The organism is Pseudoalteromonas sp. NBT06-2, from assembly GCF_002276045.1.
Lineage (GTDB): Bacteria > Pseudomonadota > Gammaproteobacteria > Enterobacterales > Alteromonadaceae > Pseudoalteromonas.
On sequence record NZ_NQMR01000011.1, the window covers coordinates 53,816 to 71,512 of the forward strand.

Annotated in this window: 19 protein-coding genes and 1 tRNA gene; 7 read left to right on the forward strand and 13 right to left on the reverse strand. The window is 34.7% G+C overall.

What is annotated here, in order from left to right:
* Positions 1-11: 11 nt before the first annotated feature.
* The 5 genes from lepA to rpoE all read right to left on the reverse strand — a co-directional run bounded on the left by lepA (position 12) and on the right by rpoE (position 4,641).
* On the reverse strand, positions 12-1,799 hold the full coding sequence (gene lepA / locus CJF42_RS03640) for a translation elongation factor 4 (RefSeq protein WP_095365376.1): 1,788 nt from the start codon (positions 1,797-1,799) through the stop codon (positions 12-14).
* Positions 1,800-1,885: 86 nt separating this feature from the next.
* Entirely contained in the window at positions 1,886-2,335 is a 450-nt protein-coding gene (locus CJF42_RS03645) for a SoxR reducing system RseC family protein (protein ID WP_095365377.1), read from the reverse strand.
* A 29-nt stretch (positions 2,336-2,364) separates the two neighbouring features.
* Positions 2,365-3,384, reverse strand: a complete 1,020-nt coding sequence (locus CJF42_RS03650; protein WP_095365393.1) for a MucB/RseB C-terminal domain-containing protein — start codon at positions 3,382-3,384, stop codon at positions 2,365-2,367.
* Positions 3,385-3,388: 4 nt separating this feature from the next.
* Entirely contained in the window at positions 3,389-4,018 is a 630-nt protein-coding gene (locus CJF42_RS03655; RefSeq protein WP_095365378.1) for a sigma-E factor negative regulatory protein, read from the reverse strand.
* Positions 4,019-4,059: 41 nt separating this feature from the next.
* The gene (gene rpoE, locus CJF42_RS03660; protein WP_095365379.1) at positions 4,060-4,641 is read right to left on the reverse strand and encodes an RNA polymerase sigma factor RpoE; all 582 of its coding nucleotides are present in this window, start codon (positions 4,639-4,641) and stop codon (positions 4,060-4,062) included.
* Between the two features lie 225 nt (positions 4,642-4,866).
* Between rpoE and nadB the strand changes: the two genes are divergently transcribed.
* Positions 4,867-6,486 carry an L-aspartate oxidase gene (gene nadB, locus CJF42_RS03665; protein WP_095365380.1) on the forward strand — a complete coding sequence of 540 codons (1,620 nt, stop codon included), beginning with the start codon at positions 4,867-4,869 and terminating at the stop codon, positions 6,484-6,486.
* Positions 6,487-6,512: 26 nt separating this feature from the next.
* Here nadB and CJF42_RS26615 read toward each other — a convergent pair whose 3' ends face one another.
* Entirely contained in the window at positions 6,513-6,734 is a 222-nt protein-coding gene (locus CJF42_RS26615; protein ID WP_141235474.1) for a hypothetical protein, read from the reverse strand.
* A 244-nt stretch (positions 6,735-6,978) separates the two neighbouring features.
* A complete protein-coding gene (locus CJF42_RS03675; RefSeq protein ID WP_095365382.1) occupies positions 6,979-7,230 on the reverse strand; it encodes an FAD assembly factor SdhE in 252 nt (83 codons plus the stop codon).
* Positions 7,231-7,340: 110 nt separating this feature from the next.
* Between CJF42_RS03675 and ygfZ the strand changes: the two genes are divergently transcribed.
* Both ygfZ and CJF42_RS03685 read left to right on the forward strand, forming a co-directional pair.
* A complete protein-coding gene (gene ygfZ / locus CJF42_RS03680; protein ID WP_095365394.1) occupies positions 7,341-8,267 on the forward strand; it encodes a tRNA-modifying protein YgfZ in 927 nt (308 codons plus the stop codon).
* Between the two features lie 15 nt (positions 8,268-8,282).
* A complete protein-coding gene (locus tag CJF42_RS03685; RefSeq protein WP_095365383.1) occupies positions 8,283-8,807 on the forward strand; it encodes an FKBP-type peptidyl-prolyl cis-trans isomerase in 525 nt (174 codons plus the stop codon).
* A gap of 67 nt (positions 8,808-8,874) precedes the next feature.
* Here CJF42_RS03685 and CJF42_RS03690 read toward each other — a convergent pair whose 3' ends face one another.
* From CJF42_RS03690 to CJF42_RS03710, 5 genes are all read right to left on the reverse strand, one after another.
* Complete coding sequence (locus tag CJF42_RS03690) at positions 8,875-9,318, reverse strand: hypothetical protein (RefSeq protein ID WP_252097516.1); 444 nt, start codon at positions 9,316-9,318, stop codon at positions 8,875-8,877.
* Positions 9,319-9,346: 28 nt separating this feature from the next.
* Positions 9,347-10,147 carry a DUF481 domain-containing protein gene (locus CJF42_RS03695; RefSeq protein ID WP_252097517.1) on the reverse strand — a complete coding sequence of 267 codons (801 nt, stop codon included), beginning with the start codon at positions 10,145-10,147 and terminating at the stop codon, positions 9,347-9,349.
* Positions 10,148-10,156: 9 nt separating this feature from the next.
* Positions 10,157-10,489: an HI1450 family dsDNA-mimic protein gene (locus tag CJF42_RS03700; RefSeq protein WP_095365384.1), complete on the reverse strand. Its 333-nt coding sequence runs from the start codon at positions 10,487-10,489 to the stop codon at positions 10,157-10,159.
* 91 nt (positions 10,490-10,580) lie between these two features.
* Positions 10,581-13,697 (reverse strand): efflux RND transporter permease subunit, encoded by a 3,117-nt coding sequence (locus CJF42_RS03705; protein ID WP_095365385.1) that lies wholly within the window; start codon positions 13,695-13,697, stop codon positions 10,581-10,583.
* Positions 13,698-13,706: 9 nt separating this feature from the next.
* Entirely contained in the window at positions 13,707-14,900 is a 1,194-nt protein-coding gene (locus CJF42_RS03710) for an efflux RND transporter periplasmic adaptor subunit (RefSeq protein WP_095365386.1), read from the reverse strand.
* Between the two features lie 456 nt (positions 14,901-15,356).
* On the opposite strand from CJF42_RS03710, the gene CJF42_RS03720 reads away from it, so the two are divergent.
* From CJF42_RS03720 to CJF42_RS03735, 4 genes are read left to right on the forward strand one after another with little or no spacing between them, the layout of a single operon-like run.
* A complete protein-coding gene (locus CJF42_RS03720) occupies positions 15,357-15,596 on the forward strand; it encodes a hypothetical protein (protein ID WP_170940468.1) in 240 nt (79 codons plus the stop codon).
* Positions 15,593-16,396 (forward strand): crotonase/enoyl-CoA hydratase family protein, encoded by an 804-nt coding sequence (locus CJF42_RS03725; RefSeq protein ID WP_095365388.1) that lies wholly within the window; start codon positions 15,593-15,595, stop codon positions 16,394-16,396. Before CJF42_RS03720 ends, CJF42_RS03725 begins: the two co-directional genes overlap by 4 nt.
* Before the next feature lie 4 nt (positions 16,397-16,400).
* Positions 16,401-16,751 carry a CidA/LrgA family protein gene (locus tag CJF42_RS03730; RefSeq protein ID WP_095365389.1) on the forward strand — a complete coding sequence of 117 codons (351 nt, stop codon included), beginning with the start codon at positions 16,401-16,403 and terminating at the stop codon, positions 16,749-16,751.
* Positions 16,748-17,440, forward strand: a complete 693-nt coding sequence (locus tag CJF42_RS03735; protein WP_095365390.1) for an LrgB family protein — start codon at positions 16,748-16,750, stop codon at positions 17,438-17,440. Before CJF42_RS03730 ends, CJF42_RS03735 begins: the two co-directional genes overlap by 4 nt.
* 115 nt (positions 17,441-17,555) lie before the next feature.
* Here CJF42_RS03735 and CJF42_RS03740 read toward each other — a convergent pair.
* Positions 17,556-17,632, reverse strand: a tRNA-Arg gene (locus tag CJF42_RS03740).
* Between the last annotated feature and the right edge of the window lie 65 nt (positions 17,633-17,697).

Below are 17,697 nucleotides of genomic sequence, written 5' to 3' on the forward strand. Positions count from 1 at the left end.
ACTTTTTTTCCTTATTTACCGACTTTCAGGATTGCTAAAAACGCTTCTTGTGGTACTTCTACATTACCAACTTGTTTCATTCGTTTTTTACCTTCTTTTTGTTTTTTAAGTAATTTTTTCTTGCGACTCACATCACCACCATAACATTTAGCAATTACATTTTTACGTAATTGTTTAATAGTGGTACGTGCAATAACATGTGCACCTATTGCAGCCTGAATCGCAATATCAAATTGTTGACGTGGAATTAGCTCTTTTAATGCTTCAGCTAGTTGACGTCCACGTGTTTGAGCACCTTCATGATGCGCAATAATTGCTAAAGCGTCTACGCGTTCACCATTAATTAAAATATCAACACGTACCATTTTAGATGCTTGAAAATGTTTGAAATTGTAATCCAAGGATGCAAAGCCACGGCTAGTAGATTTTAATTTATCAAAGAAGTCCATTACAACTTCAGCCATAGGCAATTCATAAGTTAAAGCAACTTGGTTTCCATGATAAGACATATTTGTTTGCATACCACGTTTTTCGATACATAAAGTAATTACATTACCTAAGTAATCTTTTGGCACTAATATATGTGCTTCGACAATTGGCTCTCGAATTTCAATAATATCGTTAAGCGGAGGTAACTCTGACGGATTATCAATTTGAATTGTTTCACGTTTTGTTTCAATTTCATAAATTACCGTAGGTGCTGTGGTAATTAAATCCATGTCATATTCACGCTCTAAGCGTTCTTGAATAATTTCCATGTGAAGCATACCAAGGAAACCACAACGAAAACCAAAACCTAATGCCGTTGAGCTTTCAGGTTCATAAAATAATGATGCATCGTTTAGGCTTAGTTTAGCAAGTGCATCACGAAAGTTTTCGTAATCATCTGAAGAAATAGGGAACATGCCAGCATAAACTTGTGGCTTAGCTTTTTCAAAACCTTCTAGAGACTCTTCAGCTCCTTTACGTGCTAAAGTAATAGTATCACCAACTGGCGCGCCATTGATGTTTTTTATACCCGCAACGATAAATCCTACTTCACCTGTTTTTAAAGTTTTTGTTGCTGTTTGTTTAGGTGTAAAAACACCTATATTATCAGCGCTATGTATTTGGTCAGTCGACATAACTCTGATTTTGTCGCCTGAGTTTAATATGCCATTTTTAATGCGCACTAAAGATACAACACCTTGATACGGGTCAAACCAAGAATCAATAATTAAGGCTTGTAAAGGTGCTTCAGAATCCCCTTTTGGTGATGGGATATTTTCAACGATTGTTTCTAATACGTCTTGGATACCTATGCCAGTTTTAGCTGAACACTGCACCGCATCCGTCGCTTCGATACCAACGATATCTTCAATTTCTTCAGATACACGTTCTGGCTCGGCTTGAGGTAAATCAATTTTATTTAAAATAGGCAGTACTTCGACCCCCATTTCTAAAGCAGTATAACAGTTTGCAACAGTCTGCGCTTCAACGCCTTGTCCAGCATCAACTACTAATAACGCACCTTCACAAGCTGCTAATGAACGAGATACTTCATAAGAGAAATCTACATGGCCTGGGGTATCGATGAAATTTAATTGGTACGTTTCACCATCGTTAGCTTTATAGTCCAAAGTAACACTTTGCGCTTTAATGGTAATACCACGTTCACGTTCAATATCCATTGAATCCAAAACTTGCGCTTGCATTTCACGGTCTGATAAACCACCACAAAAATGGATCAGACGATCTGAGAGAGTTGATTTACCATGGTCAATATGGGCGATGATCGAAAAATTACGGATATGCTTCATAAACTGGATTCAATACTACAATAAGAAAAAGGACAGCTATTGATAATGACAATAGCGAGAAAGGAGAATTTTACAATTAAATGCGCCTAATCACCATCTATTTGCGTTAATGGTAGGCTATTTGGGTAAATTTTTATGATTTTTATATCATAATTGACTTTTTCAAGCTGATTTCTTGCAAGAAGAAAGCCAATTGAGCCTCCGATAAATGCCAATAATATTTGCCAAACTTCGGATATTGACATAAACACGGCACTTACTATCAAGAAAATAAAAGCAAATAAAAGGGGTAATAAATAAACCAATAATGCGCTTTTTAAAACATGGCTATCATCCAGTGCCATTTTAACTTTTTGCCCAATGTTAAGTTGTTCTTCAAAAACAAAAGCAAGCTCAGGTGATTTATCACCAAAAAGCTTGCTAAATATTTTGCTTCCACATTGCCCGTTACAGCCTTCACAATTTGGTTTTTCTTGCGGTTTTAAAAACGCTTTTAAGCCATCAACAGATGTTACAGTTAAAGTTTGTTCAATCACGTAATTTACTCAAGATTAAAAATAATTAATTATTTTCGTTGAACTGATTGTGCAATTGTTTTTGCAGTCATACCAGGAATATTTCCAACAACAGATACATCAAACCCATCCGCGTTATGGACAAATATAGATGTTGCGCCAGATGATAACCCCCCCCCTCTTCTTTTACCAGGTAATGGTCGCTGTACAAAAATAGACACTTCAATTAAACCATCGCCATAAAGATAATAATCAGTCAACTCATTATTTAAATTTAAATTATGGCGATCAGATTTTAGTAATTTAAACCCTTCTGGCAACCAACCTATTAGCCAATTACCTTGTGCATCTTTTATATCCCCTGTTGAGATTTTTTTTTCATTTAGTGTTACCGGAGGGAACTGTTTCTTACTCATTTCAACAAGTTCAGGAGCGATATGTTTCGTCATGCTAACATGGGTTAATTGAAGCTGTTCTAGTGCTTCCCCTTTTTTATTAACATAGGCCGCTTTAAGTAATAGCGTTGATTCTAAATCTAACCATAACCAATAATTGAACTTAGATTCATCTTTTGCTTCAATTTTCACTAATTGCGCAGCGCGCCCAGCAATTCGACCTTTACCGCCTAAAGTAAAATCATATGCTTGTTCTAATAAAGTTATATCCTGAAATAACACATCGGGAATAGGACCAGAAATATGCTTAGCTAATACGGTATAAGGTGCTGATTGCGTTTCAAAATAAGTCACTCTATCATTGACTCTAAAAACTTCAAACCCTGCGCCATTCAATAGGCTTAAGTGTTCTAATTCATCATTGCCATTAATGCCATGCAACCACTTATAAGGTTCCATGTTATTACCTTTGACAACAGCAAACGAGGCATTGAAATTGTTTTTATGAACGGCTTCAGACATTTTAATCAGCAATGACTTTGCTGTTTCAAGACGTGTTTCTTTGTTTAATTCGGCTATTATTTCACTCTCTTGCGCCTCTACAGTGTTACTGTAAACTGGCGCAATACTGCCTATAAAAAGAAAAAGACTACATACAGAGGCTAGTTTTCTCATTATTTTATTTGGCATCCTCATTTTCAAAATTATTTAAAACTTCATTTTGCTGTTTTTTTTCAGAACTAGCAATACGAGTTTGTCTTTGATGTTCTAAAACTAAAGCCCCAATACGCTGTTGTTGTAATTTTCTTAAACCCGAAGCTGCACTTTGCAGAGCTGACTGCTCAGAAGAATAACTAACAGGTGTTGCCATACCCCCAAAAGGAATTGTTTGTAAAATAGGTAATGACTCAGGCATTAATTGAGTTTCATTTGTAGGTACTGTTTGCACACCAACAATCGCAAACATCGCAACACTTGCTGCAATTGCAATTTGGCTAAATGGTTTTTTCCAGTTAAATGCTACAACATTTTCAGACACTTTATCTTCTTTAACCACTTCTGTACTTGACTCTGATTTATTAAAGTCGGCAAAAATAGGTTCATGCTCTAATTGACTTGCCACTTTACTTGCAATATCTAAATGAATGAAATCTTTACCATCGGCACGCATTGCATCACCAATTAAAGAATATCTTTCTAGCGTTTTTCCCGCATCAGATTGAGCCATTAAATCACTCATGCCTTCTTCAGCATCTAAAAATGCAGAAATATCAGCTTTATCTTGTTCGGTTAACTGCTTAATAGTCATATTCTAGCTCGCCTGTTTTTGCATCTTATAAATTATAATGCTTAGTCATTTTCGATTAAAGGATTTAACTTACTATCAATTGCTTCACGTGCTCTAAAGATACGAGATCTCACTGTCCCAACAGGACAATCCATAATCACAGCGATATCTTCATAGCTCATGCCTTCAAGTTCACGTAAAGTTATTGCAGTTTTCAAATCGTCAGGTAAAGTCTCAATGGTAGAAAAAATCACCTTTTTAACTTCTTCACTTAACAATAAATTTTCTGGCGTTGCACTCACTTTTAAAGCATGTGCACCATCATAAAATTCAGCATCATCAGCATCAACATCATTTGCAGGTGGCTTTCTCTTTTGAGCCACCAAATAATTTTTAGCGCAATTTACAGCAATCCGATACAACCAAGTATAAAATGCACTGTCTCCCCTAAAACCTGGTAATGCACGATAAGCCTTAATAAAAGCCTCTTGCGCTACATCAGAAACATCAGCATGATTTGACACATAACGTGATATCAAACTTGCTACTTTGTTTTGATATTTGCTGACCAATAGGTTGAAGGCATTTTTATCTCCTTGCTGTACCTTTCTTATTATCGCTAAATCTAATTCCTGCTCGCTCATTCGAGCCGGCACTCCTATTTCTATTTCGCAAAATCAATGTTACTTTTTACTACTGTTTTTTATTACAATAAATCTTAATTCAAATAATCAGACCAAGATATAAATAAAAAGTTCTATTTCTTTGCAATTTTTTTTAAAATAAATGAAAAGTATACTTAAACAATCTTTAAACCAGTGTCCCAGATTTTTCAAGTATATGCATTGTAACCTAAGTGATACACATAGATGAACCAAAAAAAACACCATGATACAGATGTCGTTATTATTGGCAGTGGCGCGGCAGGCCTTTCTCTTGCATTGACTTTAGCTAGCCATTGTAAAGTATTAGTTGTCAGTAAAGGCCCTTTGAAAGAAGGTTCTACTTTATACGCACAAGGCGGAATCGCGGCTGTGTTTGATAAAAATGATAGCATTGATTCTCATGTAGAAGACACTTTAGTCGCAGGAGCGGGGCTATGTAGCCGAGATGCAGTGTATTATACAGCTAGTAATGCTAAATCATGCATGAAATGGTTAATCAAGCAAGGTGTACCGTTTGATACGGAGCGTGATAGCACAGGAAGAGAGCGTTATCACCTAACTCGAGAAGGTGGACATAGCCATAGACGTATACTTCATGCAGCTGATGCGACAGGAAAAGCAGTTCAAACAACTTTAATTTCTCGCGTAAATGAGCATAAAAACATCACCTTACTTGAAAAATATAATGCGATCGATTTAATTATTTCTAAAACAGATAAAAAAAATTGCCAAGGTCTTTATGTTTGGAACAGGAGTAAAGAGCAAGTAGAAACAATTTCAGCAAAATTTGTATCTATTGCAACGGGTGGAGCGAGTAAAGTTTATCTTTATACTTCGAATCCAGATATAGCCAGTGGTGATGGTATTGCAATGGCATGGCGAGCTGGTTGTCGTGTTGCCAATATGGAGTTTAACCAATTTCACCCAACAAGTTTATATCATCCTGAGTTACAAAACTTCTTAATTACTGAAGCTATGCGCGGTGAAGGAGCCTACTTAAAACGCCCAGATGGCTCTCGTTTTATGCCTGACTTTGATGAGCGCGCTGAACTTGCTCCAAGAGATATCGTCGCTCGCGCCATTGATTTTGAAATGAAACGTTTAGGCGCCAATTGTGTTTATCTTGATATTAGCCATAAAGATAAAAACTTTATTATCGAACATTTCCCAACTATTTATGAAAAATGTTTAAGTGTTGGCTTAGATATCACAAAAGTAGCCTTACCTGTAGTTCCCGCAGCACATTATACCTGTGGAGGTGTAGTGACTAATTTTAATGGGAAAACTGATTTAGATAATCTTTATGCGATAGGTGAAGTTGCTTATACAGGTTTACATGGTGCTAACCGCATGGCCAGCAATTCATTATTAGAATGTATTGTTTTTGCTCATGCTGCTGCTAAAGATATTTTAACTAAACTAGATAATAGCGAGTCATCAATTAATAATGTAATACCTGATTGGGATGAAAGTCGCGTTTCTGACTCTGACGAAGAAGTGGTTATTACGCATAACTGGCATGAACTCAGGTTATTTATGTGGGATTATGTTGGCATAGTAAGAACGACTAAACGTCTTGAGCGAGCACAAAGAAGAATTGAGTTGCTACAACAAGAAATCCAGGACTACTACGCTAATTTTAAAGTCAGTAATAATTTATTAGAATTAAGAAATTTAGTACAAGTGGCTGAGTTAATTATTCAATGCGCTCTTTCTCGTAAAGAGAGTCGTGGACTTCATTACAATTTAGACTATCCTGAACAATTAAAAAATCCAAAACCAACAATTTTAAAGCCTAATCAAACAAACTATAATGAATTTTAATATCACTTTATAAATTAAAGTGATATTTAGAGCTTTAAAGCCATCAACATACGACGCAACCGAGTAAAATCGGTTGTGTTCATGCTCTCGCTTGTAAAAATAAGCCAACCTTTAAGACTTGAATGTTTATATTGTGTTTTTAGTCGTAGTACAATAAAACGTTCATTATGAATACTTGATGGTAATACTTGAGCAACTAACGCGTTACCATACTTTATTTTTTTATCACAAGTATCTGAAAAGTTCATTATTATTTTATCTCTAGAAAACAATAATAAAGAACCTGATTCTGGCCATATTTGATGTATTTTAAAGTAACAAAATAAATAGCTAAAGAAGCACGTTAAAAAGCTTATACTGGATGAGATGATATGTGTACTAGATATAATTAAAATAATAAATATGAAAATAAAAAAAAGCGCAATAAGAGACATCTCTATTTTATTTTCATTAAAAGTAATTTTATAGCTTGAGTTTATATCAGCCAAATCTTTAAACTTTAACGCGATTTAAAATTAATTTAATCATAGAGTTAAACTCTTCATCTTTGCATTCTTCATGACCCATAAACCAAGCAAAAAGCTCAGGATCTTCGCCTGATAACAACCGCTGAAATATCCCTTTTTCATTATCTGATAATGAATCATATGCATCTTCAACAAAAGGCATAAACAATACATCTAACTCCAACATACCACGGCGACAAGCCCAACGTAATTTAGCTTTACTATCTAAGTTACTCATCTTAATCATCTGTAATTTTATTTAATTGGCTTTATTCTATCAAATTTTTAATGTTTAGCACTGTAAATACGTTATTATATACAGATAAATCAACTGATACTAATAAGCTAATGTCTCAAATATACTCTTGCCATTTATCGGATCAATTACTCCAATTTACTGGAGAAGATAAAAAGTCATATCTTCACGGTCAAATCACTCAAGATACAAATTTATTTACCAATGATTCATTCCATTGGGCAGGACAGTGTGATGCCAAGGGTAAGCTTTGGGCCATCTTACGACTGTTTAATTATCAAAATGATTTTTTTGCTATTACATCAAAAGATGAATTTGAAAATGCATTAGCTGAATTTAAAAAATATGCTGTTTTTGCAAAAGTAGAAATAACACTCAATGACAACCATCAGCTTATTGGTATATTCGGTGCAGATCTTTCAATTGTACTGAATGAACTAAATATACAGTTTTCTGAAACAAGCAACAGCGCTACTGACTTCAGTTTAGGTAAGGCTATTAAGTTAGATAATAACCGTGTTATTTTATGTATTGAAAAAGCACGTCTAGCGCAACTTCCTGCTTCATTAATCCAATTAGATAATGAACATAGTTGGAATAGCCTAGCTATATTAGCAGGGGAACCTAAGCTCAATAGCCAATCAATCTGTGAGTTCGTACCTCAAATGGTCAACTTACAATCTATTGGCGGTATTAGCTTTAAAAAAGGCTGTTATAAAGGCCAAGAAACCGTTGCTAGAATGAAATTTTTAGGCAAAAATAAACGTGCTATGTATATTCTAGAAGCTAATTCATCAGAACCTCTAGAAGCAACTGAAGTAGAGCAACAGTTAGGTAAAAACTGGAGACGTGCCGGTAAACTGCTGCAAAGCAGTTTTGATGTTGATACTAATAAGGTATATGCCTTAGCTGTGATGCCAAACGATATTGCATTAGAAACACCTCTTAGAACAAAACAAGATAACCCAATTTCATTCACTATTAAGGCCTTACCATATAGCCTTACTGAAGAAAATTAATCTGGAAATTTTAAAATGAAAATAACTGACAAAAAAGTTGTAAAAATGCACTATAGTGTTATGGATAAAGACCAAAATGCAATTGATAGTTCATTTGATAATGAACCGCTTGAAATGATAATTGGTAGTGGTTTTTTAATTCCAGGTCTTGAGAAAGCGCTTTTAGAAAAAACAGTTGGTGATAAATTCACAATAGAAGTTCCTGCTATTGATGGTTATGGCGAGCGCCATGAAGGATTAATGCAAGCTGTATCTATGGATATGTTTGAAGGCATTGAAGTAGAAGTGGGTATGCAGTTCCGTGCAACTACCGAGCAAGGTGAGCAATCAGTTACTGTAATCGAAATTCAAGGTGATGATGTTGTAATTGATGGTAACCACCCACTTTCAGGTATTGACCTTACATTTGATGTTGAGGTACTTGAAGTACGTGATGCAACAGAAGAAGAACTAGCACATGGCCATGTTCACGGCGCTGGCGGTTGTGGCCACGATCATAGTAATAATGAACATGAACATGACGAAAACTGTAAGCATTAATACTGAATGACAGCACAAAAAGCAGATTTACTTCAATGAAGTCAATCTGCTTTTTTGATGCTACTTATTATTTTTCTAACACTGAATTTAAAGAAGCTAATAATTTTTCTTGATCATTGGTTCCTAAACGAATTGTAGTGCCATCTTTAAGCTCTAATGCAACAGCACTAAAACCATGTACTGCATATACCCAACCATCATGGGTGATCCTAACACCAACACCATGACGAAATGTATTTGTTACCGCTTTAACATTTTTAATATTTGATAATTTTATTTCTTTGCCAAATACCCCAGGGCCAAAACCCCAAGAAATTTCTTCATCTGTTACTTTAATAGTTAATCCATGAAATAAAAAACCAACAATAAACAAAGTAATCAAAAATAAAATAATAGGAATTATTGGGCCTAATAAAACAATCGCTAATACAGCAAACGTTGCTATCCAGCTTAATAAAATAAAAATAATATAAGCTAACTGTTTATGTTGATATTTAGATATTGAATTCAAAATTAATTCTCTTTAGCTTATATGTTAATTATTGGAAGTTATATACTATGGTAGCGCTGGTCTCACCATCAAAGTTCAGTTTGTCATCTTCAGGCGCCGAGTTATATCGATATAAATATGAAAACGTCAAAGAAAAGTCACTATTAATTTGGCTAATTAAAGATGTTTCTGATTTTAGCCTTGAGCTTAGCCCTGACAATGATTTTTCACTGCTTAAAGTTTGGTTAAAGCGAGTTCTTTCAGAGATATTTTTTTGCCAATGCAAAGCTAAACGAATAAGAAAACCTGATTCTGAAATATTTTCCTCTTTCATTTGATAATTTACACCTGGACCAATATCAAAATCTATCGTGTTTTTTTTTCCAGAATATAAACGATTACCATATCCTGATGATAATGAAGTTTGATAATCAAAGCCGCTAAATTTATCTTTTTCATAATCACTATAGATAAAAAAAGATGCTTCTTTTTCTCCTAATTTATAGTTACCTTGCGCAGAAGCAAAATAACGCTCGGCAGATTTTTCAATTTCGCCTGTATCAGTGTTTTTATCTTTTTTAAGCAAACTATCAAACTTAAATTGATTACGCCACTTATCAAAATCTTGAAAAACATTTGCTTTTAATTTTACAGTTAATGAATCCGTATTACCTGAGGTTACAATAAAACCAAACTCGGTATTACCGTAAAATAGCTCTCCATGCCTTTTATTATGAATTTCATTATCATCCAATTGACCATACTCAGATAACTCTTCAAAAAAAGACTCTTTAGTATGAGTTGTGAAACTGGCCAAAGTACAAGCCAACATCAATACTCGGTAATACATTTTAATCTCCTAATCTTTCCAAATCACGTGACAAAACGGTGCCGCTTTATCACGACTAATTAATATTTTTGCAAAAATAACATCTTTGTTTTCTACACCAATACTATCATATTCTAATCCAACAATAACTTGAGCGTAATCCTCAGGATCTATTTCAAATTCAACAAAGGCATTCCAGCTTTCATCTGCAATATCTTCTTCAATAAAGCCAAGTTCTTCACGATCTTCGTTAAACTTATTGATATCTTCTGGTTTTAAGTTATCTGGCGCCAGTTCTAAAAAAACATCATATGCTTGCTTGCCAACTTCTTCTAATGTCCACAAATGTGATTGATTTTCCATATTATCTTACCTAATTTATTTAATTGAATCGTTATACCTTAATCAAAAAAAAAGCCAAGTAAAACTTGGCTTTTATAAAAAACATTCAAGTTTAAACGTCCTCGCTTGGCTGACCTTTAAACTTTTCACGCATTCTTTGAATAAGTGAATAAAATACAGGAATAAACAAAGTACCAAATATTGTTGCAGTTATCATACCCGCTAATACTGTGATACCAAGGAAAATACGACTACTTGCACCTGCGCCCGATGAGAATACTAAAGGCAATACACCGAGTACAAATGATAATGCAGTCATCAATACTGCTCTAAAGCGTAACTTTGCAGCATTGAGAGCTGCTTCATAAACACTTTGACCTTGTGCCCTTAATTCCATTGCAAATTCAACAATTAATATGGCTGTTTTAGTTGATAAACCAATTAATAATACTAAACCAACCTGAGCATAAATATTATTTTCCATGCCTAGGGTATATAAAGTTAGCATAGAACCAAATACAGCTAATGGCACCGCTGAAATAACCGAGAATGGAATTGTCCAACTCTCATATTGTGCAACCAAAAATAAGTATACAAATATAATTGCTAAACCAAATAGCATCGGTGCTAAATCACCAGCTTCAAGCTCTTGTTTAGATTGACCCGCCCATTCATAAATATAACCATCGGGTAACTTTTCAGCTAACTCTTTCATCACTTCAATTGCTTCACCACTTGAGTAACCTGCAGCTGCTGAGCCTGTAATACTTGCACTACGATATAAATTAAAGTGGTTCATACTAGTAGGCCCTAAAATGGGCTTAAGTTTAGCTAAAGTAGTTAATGGCACCATATCACCATCAGTATTTCTAACAAAATAATGCCTTAAATCCGAAGGGTCTTTTCTAAATTTACTTTCGGCTTGGATCATAACACGATATGTACGACCAAACTGATTAAAATCATTAATATACATAGAGCCAAGCTGTGCTTGAAGTGTTGTGAATATATCACTTAAAGCAACACCTTGTGCTTTCGCTTTATTGCGATCAACGTCTAAGAAATATTGCGGTACATTTGCCCTGAAAGTACTAAATACACGCATTAATTCAGGTCTTTGGTTAGCTTCGTAAATTAAACCATTCATTACCTGAGCCAACTCCATAGGGTCGCGCCCTTCAGTGTCTTGCAGTCTAAATTCAAAACCTGAGCTATTCCCTAAACCTGGAATTGGTGGCGGATTAAATACCATCACTTGTGCATCTGGCATAGCCCATAATTGTCCCATAATACGGTGAATTACTTTGCGAAGACCTAACTCCGGTGTCGTTCTTTCTTCCCAGTCTTTTAAGATTATAATACCTAAACCGTTATTAGAACCCGCGCCACTTAATAAAGATGTACCTGCAACACTAATAAAATCAGTTACAGCAGGGTCCTCCTTAATCACCTCACCCACTTTACGCATTACTTCAGCTGTACGACCATTAGACGCAGCATCAGGCAGTTGAATATTTACAAATAAATAACCTTGATCTTCACCAGGTACAAATCCTGTAGGTACTTCTTTCGTTAGCCAACCTGTTGCTGCGAACATAATTAAAGCTAAAATACCAATACGTGCAGAACGTTTTAATAAGAAGTCTATTTTATTTGAGTAGCTTGCAGTCATCTTTTTAATACCGCGTTCTAATGGAGCAAGCCAAGATATTGGCTTCATCGTTTTCTCATTTAATAGCAATACACATAATGCAGGACTTAAAGTAAGTGCATTTATAGATGAAATAATTACAGCAAAAGAAATAGTAACAGAGAATTGCTTGTATAACTCCCCCGTTATACCTGGCATAAAACCAACTGGAATAAATACCGCAAGTAACACTAAAGTTGTTGCAACTATTGGCCCTGAAACTTGCTTCATCGCTTTAGTTACAGCTTCTTTAATTGGTAATTTATCTTCTTTAAGTAAGCGTTCAACATTTTCAATAACAACAATGGCATCGTCAACCACAATACCTATTGCTAATACTAAACCAAATAAAGTAATGGTATTAATTGAGTACCCCATAAGCATCATAAAAGCGAAGGTACCAATCAGTGATACCGGTATTGCTATTGAAGGTATCAGCGTTGCACGCCAATTTTGTAAAAATAAAAAGACAACTAAGACAACTAATACAACCGCTTGAAATAGTGTTATTACAACTTCTTGAATAGATCTATCTATAAACTTTGTTGTATCAAATGGGATAGAATATTTCAGCCCATCAGGAAAACGATCTGATAATATTTCCATTTGTGCTTTTACTGAAGCAGCGACTTCCGTCGCATTAGCATCTGATAGCTGATAAATAACTAAAAATGCGGTATCATTATCATTCAGTTTAGCTTCAATACTATAATCTTGAGAGCCAAGCTTTATGCTTGCGATATCCGTTAAACGAACAAACCTACCATCGGTATTTGCACGAATAATTGTTTGACCAAACTCCTCTACTGTTTGTAACCGCCCTTTAGCTTGAATTGAGTATTCAAATTGCTGATTTGGCAATGAAGGTTGAGCTCCAAGTTTCCCTGCAGCTACAATTAAGTTTTGCTCTTTTAAAGCCCTTTGTACTTCACTTATTGTAACACCAAGTGAAGCCATTTTATCTGGGCGTAACCAAATACGCATAGAATAGTTTTTTTCGCCCATAACAGATGCTGCAGCAACGCCTTTTAAACGGCCAATTGGTTCAGCAAGGTAATTAGTGGCATAATTACTTAAGAAAACTTCATCTAAATTTTCTTTTTCAGAATATAAAGTGATACCCATTAACATACTAGTAGATTGTTTTTTCACACTCACACCTTGTCGTTTGACCTCTTCAGGCAAACCACTTTCAGCCAAAGCAACACGGTTTTGAACATTGACTTGCGCAATATCACTATCAGTTCCGACTTTAAAGTATACATTTATAATAGCTGTACCATTATTTGATGCGGTTGATTCGATATACATCATATCTTCAACCCCATTGATTTGCTCTTCAATTGGACGAAGTACTGATTCTTCTACTACTTGCGCACTGGCTCCAGGATACATAGCCATAATTTGAACTTGAGGCGGTGTAATTTGCGGATACATATTAACAGGTAATAATCCCAAAGAAATTAACCCTGCTAAAGTGATTACTATAGAAATGACTAAGGCTAGCTTAGGTCTACTAATAAAAATTTTACTGAACATAGTCGGCCTCTATTTTGCGTTTATATTATTAATAACGCCTGTAATTGCATTTACAGATTTTTCTACAGGGTTTACTTCAACGCCTTGTTTAACTTTTTGTAAACCTTCTATAATCACACTTTCATTAGCCTCTAATCCAGATTCAACTAACCACATAGCATTAATACGACGTCCTAACTTAATATGACGTGTCACTACTTTATTATTTTCATCTACTACTAATACAAACTTCCCGAGTTGATTTTCTTGTACTGAGGATTGAGGCACTAAGGACATGGCTTTTTTATCTTGGCTTTCTACGATTAAAGTTACAAATAAGCCTGGTAATACAATACCTTCAGGATTTTGAAAAACTGCACGCATTTCAACAGTACCAGTACCTTGATCGATCTTAATATCAGCAAAATCTAATTTACCCATTTGCCCATACTGAGTATTATTTGGTAAACGAAGCGCTAAATCCATAGGCACTTGTTTTGCAGATTTAATATTTCTATGTTTTTGTAAATAAGTGATGTAATCAGACTCTTCGACCTGAAAGTTCACATAGATAGGATCGATTGAGGTTAAAGTTGCTAAAGCATTGCTTTGAGGACCAATAATATTACCAACATTATAATTAACTTTGCCTATTCTTCCTGAAAACGGTGCTGATATTTTTGTATAGCTTAAATTTAGCTTAGCTTTTTCAAGTGCCGCTTCTGCAGACTTTACTGCTGCGACTGTTTGTGCTGCATTAGTAGTTAATTTATCTAAATCAGATTGAGAAATAAATCCTTGCTGCGCAACTTCTTTACCACGTTCCAAATCTCTCTTAGCGCCATTTTCAGCCGCTATTTTACTTTTAAGATCAGCCTGAGCTTGAACAAGGCTTGCTTTAAATTCTGCTGGATCTATTTCTAATAATGATTGCCCTTTAGAAATTGATGAACCTTCATTAAAATGTTTTTTTAATAACTCACCTTCTACACGTGCTTTTATCTCCGCTTCTTGATGCGCTTGAGTACGGGCTACAAATTCTCGATAATTACCAACTTCATCCGTTTTAATTGTATAAACAGAAACAGCTGCTGGAAGTGCTTCCCTTTTGACTGCTTCTTGTTTCCCACAGGCAGCTAAAGCGATTGAAGATATCAATACTCCTTGAATCAATTTTGATTCTATTTGTTTATTATATTTATTAAGCGAATAAAGCCCGAACATAAATAATTTTCCTTTAACTGTTTAAATTTAACTGTTTAAATTTAACTGTTTAAATTTAACTGTTTAAATTTAACTGTTTAAATTTAATTTAAAAATAAAGTGTAGTTGCAAATACTAATAATTATCAATAGTAAAGTGATCAATATATAAAATATTACTTATCTGTTAAATAGTTTATTATGCTGAAAAATAATAAAATTATTATATATTATTAAAGGCCTACTAAGTGTGACTTCTACCTTTGAAACCCAAACCCCTTGATTTGTGTTTAAACGATTAATAACTTAGCATGGGTAGACTCATATACCCAAACCACTTCAAGATGCAGGATTCAGTTGGAATTAGAAATGCTTTAGGCAAGGCATTGATTGAAGAACATGGTTATTCCCTTTTCAAAATCAATAACGCTGCATAAAGCATTTATAAACCAACCTTACAGGGACTTCTGAGCAAATCATGCTCGTTGTTGCCTGCATGGATGTAGGTACTAGAGCAATGCAGGAGCATATTGCCGGTCCATCTTTTTTTAAGGGAGTAACCATTAATGCAAAGATGCGCCTAGATCATGAATTGCTCAGCAGTCCTGAACCTCACATCTTGAAGTGGCTTGGGTATATATTACCTTCAAGTTCCACATGCCCTCTTTACTTTTTAGTCTTAAAATTTTACGCTAACTTAAAAAAGGAGGTCCGATGAGTAACAAGCTAATACAGTTGAATATTGAAAACCAAATAGCCGTAATCACATTTAATCGTTCAGATAAACTTAATGCGCTTAATTTTTCTATGTTTATAGCAATAGACAGAGCCATAAAAAAAATAAAAAAAGATAAATATATTCGCGCCGTCGTTTTAAAAGCAAATGGTAATGACTTCTGTACTGGTTTAGATGTCGCCAGTGTGATGAAAAATCCAATGCAAGTCTTCAAACTATTATTCAAATGGCTACCAGGTAACGCTAATTTGGCCCAAAGAGTCACTTTAGGCTGGCAATCTTTATCTATTCCCGTAATAGCACAAATTCAAGGTAGATGCTGGGGCGGTGGTATGCAAATAGTGCTGGGTGCTGATTATCGCATAGCCCATGTAGAGAGTAGTTTTTCTATTATGGAAGCCCGTTGGGGTTTATGTCCAGATATGGGAGCTAGTATACAACTATCTAAGCTAATGCCTTATGATAAAGCTCTTTGGCTAACAACACATGCCGAACCCATTAATGCTCAACAAGCTTTAGAGCAAAACTTAATTAGCTTTATAGCTAATGATTTAGATGAAAAAACCAATGCTTTATTAGGACAGATAATAAAAAAATCACCTGATACTGTGTCCTCTATAAAGCGTTTATATCAAACAAGCTATGATTCAAACAATCGAAAAATCTTAGCCAGAGAAACATATAATCAAATTAGGTTATTACTTAGTAAAAACACTAAAAAAGTAATCAAAGCAAATCAGCAAAAACAACAAGCTGAGTTTTTACCGAGATCTAAATGGTAGCCACATGGTTAAATATTTAATAAGTGCGTCCATCATTTTAGCTTGCCTATTCATAGGCAAGCTAATCTCTTATTCATTTAACCTGACATTTCCAAGTGCTATTTTTGGTATGTTAATTCTCTTTACTTTATTAATAACTAGAATTGTTAAATATCATACTATGCTACCTTGCACCACCCCATTATTGAAATATATGCCGTTGCTCTTTATTCCAACACTTGTTGGCCTTATGGAACATTTAGAGTTATTAAAAGACAATTTAATGATTATAAGCTTAAGTGTTATTACAAGCTGTATTGTTACTTTAGTGGTTGTTGGTTTTATATTTCAGAAGTTAAATAAGTCAGCATTATGATTTATATCGGCATTATTCTTACCATCTTATTATTTTTTATATTTAAAAACATACAAAATAAAACAACTTGGCTAATTTTAAACCCTATTCTATTGACAATGCTTTTAATTATTCTCATTTTGATTTTAAGTGAGAGCACTTATGAAAACTACGCAAAAAGTAATTTACCTTTAACTTTTTTATTAGAACCCGCTATCGTTGTATTAGCAATGCCGTTATATAAAGAATTTGTTTACATTAAATCGCAATTAAAAAATATTTTAATTGCCTGTACTTTTGGCGTATTCAGCTCAACAGGCACAGCTTTATTCATAGCTTATATGTTAGGTGCAGATAATCAGATAATTGCTTCTGTCGCCCCTAATGCTGTTACTTCACCTATTGCAATGGCATTATCACACTCTTTAGGAGGCGTTGCAGCACTTGCTGCTGCCATCGTTATTTTGATTGGAGTATTAGGTGCTATTTTTGCTCATCCATTCTTAAAGTTTATCGGTGTATCAGATCAACCTGCTCAGGGTTTGGCTATGGGAGCCGCATGCCACGCACTTGGAACAGCAAGAGCTGTAGAAATCAACTCAAAAATAGGTGCTTTTGCATCTGTCTCTCTTATTGTGAGTGCAGTATTAACTTCTGTTATCTTACCGGTTTTATATCCTTTATTTATGAGTGTATTAAAAGGCTTTTAAATCTAATTTTTTTAAAATATATGAAGTGAGATGCTTGATTGATAAAAAGTTGAGTATTGGAATAGTTTAAAACATTCATTAAAAATTGAATTAATACCACATTACAGTTCTAAATTGGTGGGCGCAGGAGGATTCGAACCTCCGACCGCTCGGTTCGTAGCCGAGTACTCTATCCAGCTGAGCTATGCACCCAATTTAGAGTTTACTTATTTTTCATCTAGGTTAGATGTTATAAAGTGGTGGGCGCAGGAGGATTC